The following is an 8,284-nucleotide window of genomic DNA, read 5'->3' as shown; positions in this document are numbered from 1 at the left end:
TAATACTACAAAGATCAGCTATATCTTGAGTTTATGTTATTATTTTAGTCTCAACATCGCAATCAAGCCAACTCAAATTATGCATTATTTCTGCTATAAAATATGCCGCTAATTCTCTTTCAACAATAAGATAAATATAAATTCTTACTATGATGTAATTCCATTAATTACTTTTGCTTTAAAGTTACTTAATGATAGGCTGGTTCTGTCCATCTTATTTTACCAATCACTTGATCCAGAATCTGAGCTAGATGATGAGTCATCTGAACTTGAACTTGAGTCGCTATCTGACTCCCAACTAGAAGATGATTCATCTGCGCCTGAACTTGAATCATCATCTGATTCCCAACTAGATGATGATTCTTCTGAGCTTGAACTTGAGTCGTCATCTGATCCCCAGCTAGATGATGAACCATCTGAATCTGAGCTTGAATCATCATCTGATTCCCAACTGCTTGTACTATTATCTGAATCCCAATTGCCAGATAAATATACTGAATCGCTACTTGAATCTGATGATGAGTCAGACTCCTTAGAACTGTTGTTATCCAAGCTATTGGAATTATATGATGAAGTGTCCCTATAATGTTCGTTATCATCTCTATATCCATGTTCTTCATGATAATGCTCATCATAATGTTCATGATGGTTACGTGAAGATTCAGATACCATTTCACCTACGATCATACCTTCTATAAAATCATTATTACTATTGTTGTTATTTATTATAGTAGTATTATTTACATGGCCGCCTGAAGGATATGTATCATAATTGTTTGATACATTATCTGATGTCCTTGTTGAGTTATTATTAAAAGCCGAATTATTGTTATTAAAATTAGAAGAAGACTCATTATTGTTTCTATAATCCGAGTCATTTCCATGACTTGAATAATTCTGTTTTGTTTCACTTTTACTTATATTACCTGAATGAAATGAGTTATCATCAGAATCTAAATATGATCCTAAATTATTTTCCTCAGCAAATTTCCTTTTTCTTTCTTCATAATCTTTATTCATTTTATTTTTTATTACTTTAAATAATATTATTGCAATTACTATGATAGCTATTATAATAATAAATATCCCAAAATAATTTGTTTTATGCGATACAGTTTTTGAATAACCATCCTTTACCACTTCAGCTTTGCCAGTATTAACTGCCTTAGTTGTAACTTTTTCATCGAGTGCCTTTCCAACTTTCATAATTCCACTATCAAAATTGTTAGCTTTAAAGTCTGAATTTGGTAATGCTACAATATTAGATATATCTGATTGAGACAAAATGTCATTTGCCTTATCTCCAACTAAAATTTTATTTTTCTTATCACCTATTGATGTTACAAATAAAATGTACTGCTCTCCACTTATATTGCTCTTTGCATATTCTTTCGAGTAATCATCAATACTTTTTCCATTCAATGTTTTGACTACATCAAATTTAACTATTACATCTGTATTCTTTTCTATCTTGGCTAAGTTTTCTTCAACAGTATTAATAGTATCTTGTTTTAGGACGTTGGCGTCATCTACTATATGCTTACCTGCTGCATACACCCCAATTGACATTAGTAATAATAATATTAAACTTGATAAAATAATTTTCTTTACTTTCATCTCTTTTCCTCTCTTTATTATTATTTATTTTTGATATAGTTAGTTTATATACTATAAATTAACTATAATTTGCCTTAATTTCAAAAAGTCTATTGAGTATTCAATTAACTTAAATTCAGATGTCTTTTCGCCATAATACTTTTCAATTTCAAAATTATTACTCTTGATTATATTAATTATTAAATTCAAAAATTACTGTAAATTGTTATAAATTATATATTTGCCATCTTCATATATTCTAAAGTCAATAGCTTGTACCACTTAACCAGTCAATCTGAATCTAACTTATATATGAAAAAGTTTTATAAGTAATTGTTTTCATTTTATACCTTAACACCTAAACTAACTATATTCATAAAAAAGATCTCATCATGCATTCTCCTGTAAATTTAAACCAAACTTCTATTATAAATAAATTATAGCATAATTTGTAATAATTTCATTATTATATTTTCAAATTATATCATCTTTTGTCATTATTTATTTAAATATAATATCTGCTCTTCTAATATTTATTAGTATTTTAGGAATAAAAATATTCCTTTTAATGTAAACAGATTTCTTTTTTTATATGTTTACATTAAAAGGAACATCTCACTTCTAAAATAATTCTATGCTTATTTATTGTATAAAACTACGCTTTAATTATTTCACTATATTGTATATTATCCTTATAGTTGTCAAGAACTACTTTTATAATATCCATACTATCATCCGGAAGATTATTTATGTTAAACCATTTTAATTCAGAACATTTATCTAGTTCCATTATCTTAGGAATGCCATCATACTTATTAACTTCAAAATAAATGTCATAATATGTTCTTCCTCAAGTATCGTTAACACGATGAGATAAATGAGCAAAAGATAATTATTCACTTTTTAAAAGGCTATTCATTAAACTTTAGCTTTTTTACTTGTAATTGCTTTAATATTTAATATAATACATATCAAACTTATAATAAGACTGATAATTGATGTGTAATAAAAGAAAGAGCCACTTCCATATATCTTTATTAATCCAAAAAAGCAATACGCAGGTCCAATATCACCACCATCAAAAAGAAATACATTAAAAAGAATATATGTTAATAAACCAAGATAAAATGACTTCCTTTGTTTAACTACTCCTTCTTTGCGACTCGTTAAAACATAAATTATACTTGAAACCAATATTACAGTGTTATATGCTAAAAATGGAATAATAAATATTACTCTTATCCAACCTAAGTTTAAAATATACGAAATTATGCCAACTATAACCGTTAATACTACTATCACTAAATCAGCTGCTTGTTGTTTAGTTTTTATCAATTCTAATTGCCTCCTAATATCACAAGTTAATATATATTTAAAAGTTAATACGTTTTACAATATGCTCTAATATGATATAAAAATATATACTGTTTTGCTCTCTTATTAAGACTCTACTATTCTGAACCAAATATAATATAAATTGTAAATGTATTGTTATTTAATCTTTTTATTATTAAATGGCAATATAAAAACAATAAAGTAGAACGTTGCTCCAGCTAAAAAAGATTTAAGCAAAAAGTGATATTCTCTTGAAGAAAACTTCTCAATAATTGATGTGCCAATAATATTAAATACTGCAGCAATTAGAAATAAGCTAATTCTCATATGTCTTTTACTATTTATTAATCTTTCTATGCCTAATTTTTGACAAAAAAAGTCCGTTATCAAATATGCTACAAAGCAAGCTACAAATCCTAAAAACAAGCTATTCATAAAGATCATTCCCCTTATAATATAACTAACGCAATTAACCTATTATTCCTCTATATTTCTATTATAACATATACTGTAAATGATTTTTTTATTTGTCCAAAATTCAAGAAATATATCATTTATTTCTTCCACTAAATATTTTTACACATATCTGTAGCAAACAGCCACTTATAATTGCTAATATAATATAACTAATTATATTGTGTTTCAATTTGATAATTTCAAATCCTGTATAGAAAATAAAAAAAAATAACACTAATATAGTTAGAGAATATATTATTCGAAACATCTTATTACCTTTCATGTATTATCACTCCCTAATAAATTACTGGTTCAAAGCCAAGCATTCCTGTAATAAATAACATGAAAAAGTTTTCATTATTTTAAGTTGTCTTTTCTATCTAAAATATAATGAAAAGAAATAATGAATGGAATTATACAAATAAATCCTACCAGCATTTGCATTGGAAAGTTAAAGTAGATTCTTTTATGATAATAGGCATTTGTGGATAGAATTGATAATAAATATCCCAAAATTGTACATGTACAAATCTTTTTCATGTGATTGCGTTTTGTGATAAAACCTAATATAGCTCTAATTAAACTAATAATCGCTAGTGTACTCATCCCTAAAACAGTACTATGCCATAGTGAAACCTTTGCCGATAATTGGCTTAAGTCATGCAAAAAAGACGATTATACTCATTAATGGGCTTCCTATAAATAGACTTACTTTACTTATACAAGCTAGTATTGGCTTAAAAAAGTTATTTATAGTAATCACACCTTTCTTTATTCATATATATTATAAGTGAAAATTCACTCTTGACTAAAAATCTTGCTCAAATCCACAATCATTCACTAATTATGATATATTTTGTAAAGGTATCATTACTCAATTTTAAAAAAATATCACTGTAATTTACTACGTAAAATTTTAGAATTGCGTAAAAAAAATCGTAAATTCAATTTCTTTTGAACAATACGATTTTGCAATTTGTTATTTAATTTTATTGATTCATAACTTAAGAACATTACGAATTACCTAAACGATAAATTTGAATTTACACTTATAAATTTAATTCCAACCATTCATCTGTATCTTGAAATCCATATTTTTTATAGACAGGTCTTCCAAGTTTTGATGCTACTAAACAAATCTTATGAATGTTTCGTTCCTTTGCTTCATTTACTAACCTATCTAACATTCCTGTAGCTATACCCTTACCACGAGAAGTCGGTTCTGTATACATATTAGTTATATAACCTTTTCTTCCAGTTTTATTAGTATATGTTGGTGGAAAATCAATAAATGCAATAGCAGCTGTAGCTATAATTTGGTTATTTTCTTCTGCAATCCATTCAACCAATAAATTATTAGCCAGTTTGTTATTAAAATATCTCGTCAATTCCTCATCAATATCAATATTGGGCTCTATGCCTTCATCAATGAGTTGCTTCTTTCTAATACTCACAAGTAAAGGTATGTCTTTCATATCTGCTTTTCTATAATTCATCATATTTCCTCCTGTAAATTACAATTTGTCTACTACACAATTAAAATTTACTATTCCGTATTAATTATAGCATATTATCTAATATATATTTCTTCATTAACGCTGCTATTTCTTACAGAAGCACATTTTCCACTTAATTTACCTTGATTATCGATGTTTAAAATAACTACTTCATATTCAAAATTTATTCCACCATATGCCAAAAACATCTGTCTATCATTAGTTGTACCAATTCCATGTAATTGAACTTGATTATTTACGGACCAACTTAAGTCATATAACTCATCACTTTGATCCTTTCTTATAATTTTAAGATCAAAAACAGGAGATTCATATTCTTTTATAAAGTACCTAACCTTATAATTTCCTTCAAAACTTTCGCTTGTTTCGTTTCTTAATGCAATCCCAGAACCTAATGTATCAAAGTTCTGTGTTGAAGCCCAAAGAGCTGAATTTGACCGTAAATCTCCTATTTGTTTATACACACCAACTCCAGCCATTGGAACTTGCTTTAAACACCTTGATACAAGTAACTTATCATCGATCAATATTCCAATTCCAGAGTACTCATAACTAGAATTTTCTTTATCTCTCCTCCAAGTGCATTTATATGTTTCACCTATCTTTTCAATATTAAGGTTCCCTTTCCCATCATTAGATTTCCATTCACCTAAAATACATTTTTCTTTATAACAGTTCATTATTTCGCCCTCACCATAATCATATTTACCACATCAATAGCAATTTAATACCATTATAGTAAATTATAGCATAGTATACAGCGACTCATGATACAACTTCTAAAATTCATAGTTTATTAACTATTGTTAAATAATTATTCTATAAAATGTAAATAACATACCATTCAATTTTCAAAGCTTAATATAATTACTCAGAAATGATAAGATTTGTAACATATCCATAAATTGAGATTTGATGAACTTTTGTTGCATGTTCGTTATTGTATAGGAAAATAAATTTCAATCTGTGATTCTTCATCTTCAGCTCCTAAGAATTTCTCTGTGTAGCATTCCAAATCATCTCTGTCATCTAATTGAAAACTACTATTAGGAAACCAGACACCCCAAATATAATAATATGTAGAAATCAAGTTTTTTACTGTACCTTTGTGTATGAATTTAGCATACTTTCCGCCGCCAATTTCTTTTAATTCCATCCCTTCTGGAATATTATTGTCACCCGATGTCTCAATTCCTATAAATAAAGTAGTTTCACTATTTTTATTAAATGTATTTTGCAGGCATGTACCACTTGTCTCATAAATACTATATCTATTATTATTCATTGAAATATACTTTTGCTTCTTTAATTGAGCGTTCAACTTTTCCCACATTTCAATACTATTATTTTTCTCAATACTCATGTAATATCTAAATCCAACAACACATTTAGGTTGAAATGTTACTATTTCTGGTTGAAGATTTGCATAATTGAATTCAGTGATTTTATCAATTTGCATTGGATTATGATTTCCAATCAATACATCAATACCATTTTTTCTATATTCCATCGGTGTAATTCCATATCTCTTCTTAAAGGCTCTTGTAAAACTTTCAGCAGACTCAAAATACAGTGAAATTGCTATGTCTAAAATCCTTTTCTCGCTATGTACAAGATTATATGCCGCTTGAGTCAATCTTCGGCTTCTAATATAGCTGCCAATAGTTTCACCCATTACTACTTGAAAATAGCGGTGGAAATGATAATAAGAATAGGACACTGCACTCGCAACTGATTCTACAGTCAATGGCTCATACAAGTTCGTTTCAATAAATATAATTGCTCTACCAATAATTTGCTTGTCTTTCAATGCAGTTTCCTCCTTATTTAAGACATAATATTATAAAAATCTTTTCCCGCTTTTTCGCAAGGAAGATTCACAATAATTTCTTGCTCTTGTAGCTTTTCTACCATAAAAGTTTTCCATTCATTTGCTTGTGGCGAACCAAATGTCATTTCTATTTTTTTCTCGGTTGTATTAAATACCATAGAGCGTAAAGTTCCAAAAAATTCAGGATAATAATGACAACACAATCCTTTTGGATAAGATGTAGATAAGATATCTTTTAAATCTTTTTCTGATATTTTTTCTTTTTCACAAAACATTTTTTCTATTGCTTTGTAACGAATCACCGAGTTTTCAATCAGTATCTTTTCATATGGCTTTATTTCTGTTAAAACTGTGTGATTTGTGGAAATAAGAAATTTCTGCTTAGATTCATTATCCAAAATACGATATGATTTATGACCATCTATACACTGTAACAATGCAATTTTATTACTATTATCAGCAAGCATTAGATTTATATTATATCCAATAGGTGCCGCCCTTGCCCATGCAATAGCTTCCTCAACATTTTTGCAATTTTCCAAAATACTTCGAATAACAACCCAAAAAGAAAAACCAGTTATGCCAGCTTTCTGTCCCCCTTCAAAATTTCCAACAGGTAATCCATTACTAGCTTTACAAGCTGCCAATCCATATTCATTCATCCCATCGCATCGTCCGAATAAATTAAGTGTAGAACCGATGTAACGATATTTCCCTCTAATAGCCGTATACGCAAAACACATTTCTTCCATCTCATCATTAAAATCGTAGTTACGTGCCATCAAAGTGTGCCCATTTTCAATCTTGTTTGGTACTGCAGACATTAAACTACATCCACGTTCTAAATATGTCATTGCATAAAAAATTGCTTGTTCTTTGGAAATTCCAACTGTATCTACGAATCCTTCGATTTCCTCATTTACACCACTGCAATATCCATCAAGCAAATTGAATATTTCTTTTAATTTACTTTTGGGATAGGCATTAGGTGGTAAAATTATCTTTTTCAATAAATTAGGTTCAGATAAAATCCAATTCCCAATCTGTGTTCCAACCTCATAACTTGTTCCTACAAAATTCTTTAAGTATGTCTTTGTCTTTTTCATAAGAAACACCTCATCTTTCAAAAAAATTATAAGCTAAGATAAGACGACATACTTGATATTTTCTGCGGATTTTTTATATACTCTTTTATTAAGTCAATACTGTAAAAAAATATCGCAAATTCATTCTTATTTATGAAATAGTGCGATATCCTAATCTACTATTTAATTTTTATATATAATAACATCTATAATCAAATCTTCTAAATTAAACTTTATCAATCAAAATAAAATAATTCTTCAAATTTTTTATCTAACGCGACGCAAAGAACAAGCGCTAATTTTGCAGTAGGATTAAACTGCCCCGTCTCAATAGAGCTAATTGTATTTCTTGATACACCAACCATTTCTGCCAATTGAGATTGAGATAATTTTTGCTCTGTTCTGACTTTCTTTAAATTATTATGCAATACTAGTTCTTCCATCTGTTCCTTTTTAAATGCTGA

At 28.0% G+C, this 8,284-nt stretch carries 8 protein-coding genes; all 8 read right to left on the bottom strand.

Annotated features, from left to right (window positions below; translation table 11 throughout):
* Positions 1 to 219 precede the first annotated feature (219 nt).
* The 8 genes from ACJDTP_RS21230 to ACJDTP_RS21195 all read right to left on the bottom strand — a co-directional run bounded on the left by ACJDTP_RS21230 (position 220) and on the right by ACJDTP_RS21195 (position 8,263).
* Positions 220 to 1,617: a TPM domain-containing protein gene (locus ACJDTP_RS21230; RefSeq protein ID WP_406762372.1), complete on the bottom strand. Its 1,398-nt coding sequence runs from the start codon at positions 1,615 to 1,617 to the stop codon at positions 220 to 222.
* An 897-nt stretch (positions 1,618 to 2,514) separates the two neighbouring features.
* Positions 2,515 to 2,931, bottom strand: a complete 417-nt coding sequence (locus tag ACJDTP_RS21225) for a hypothetical protein (protein ID WP_406762371.1) — start codon at positions 2,929 to 2,931, stop codon at positions 2,515 to 2,517.
* 156 nt (positions 2,932 to 3,087) lie between these two features.
* Entirely contained in the window at positions 3,088 to 3,366 is a 279-nt protein-coding gene (locus ACJDTP_RS21220; RefSeq protein WP_406762370.1) for a hypothetical protein, read from the bottom strand.
* A gap of 1,070 nt (positions 3,367 to 4,436) precedes the next feature.
* The gene (locus tag ACJDTP_RS21215) at positions 4,437 to 4,883 is read right to left on the bottom strand and encodes a GNAT family N-acetyltransferase (protein WP_171983654.1); all 447 of its coding nucleotides are present in this window, start codon (positions 4,881 to 4,883) and stop codon (positions 4,437 to 4,439) included.
* A 74-nt stretch (positions 4,884 to 4,957) separates the two neighbouring features.
* Entirely contained in the window at positions 4,958 to 5,584 is a 627-nt protein-coding gene (locus ACJDTP_RS21210; protein WP_406762369.1) for a hypothetical protein, read from the bottom strand.
* A 257-nt stretch (positions 5,585 to 5,841) separates the two neighbouring features.
* Positions 5,842 to 6,714: an AraC family transcriptional regulator gene (locus tag ACJDTP_RS21205; RefSeq protein ID WP_406762368.1), complete on the bottom strand. Its 873-nt coding sequence runs from the start codon at positions 6,712 to 6,714 to the stop codon at positions 5,842 to 5,844.
* Positions 6,715 to 6,731: 17 nt separating this feature from the next.
* Complete coding sequence (locus ACJDTP_RS21200; protein WP_406762367.1) at positions 6,732 to 7,841, bottom strand: C45 family autoproteolytic acyltransferase/hydrolase; 1,110 nt, start codon at positions 7,839 to 7,841, stop codon at positions 6,732 to 6,734.
* Positions 7,842 to 8,056: 215 nt separating this feature from the next.
* Positions 8,057 to 8,263 (bottom strand): helix-turn-helix transcriptional regulator, encoded by a 207-nt coding sequence (locus ACJDTP_RS21195; RefSeq protein WP_026884957.1) that lies wholly within the window; start codon positions 8,261 to 8,263, stop codon positions 8,057 to 8,059.
* Positions 8,264 to 8,284 lie beyond the last annotated feature (21 nt).

Source organism: Candidatus Clostridium helianthi (assembly GCF_045310795.1).
Classification (GTDB): domain Bacteria; phylum Bacillota; class Clostridia; order Clostridiales; family Clostridiaceae; genus Clostridium; species Clostridium helianthi.
Note: the sequence above shows the minus strand (reverse complement) of the source record. Positions and strands in the feature narration are given on the sequence as shown.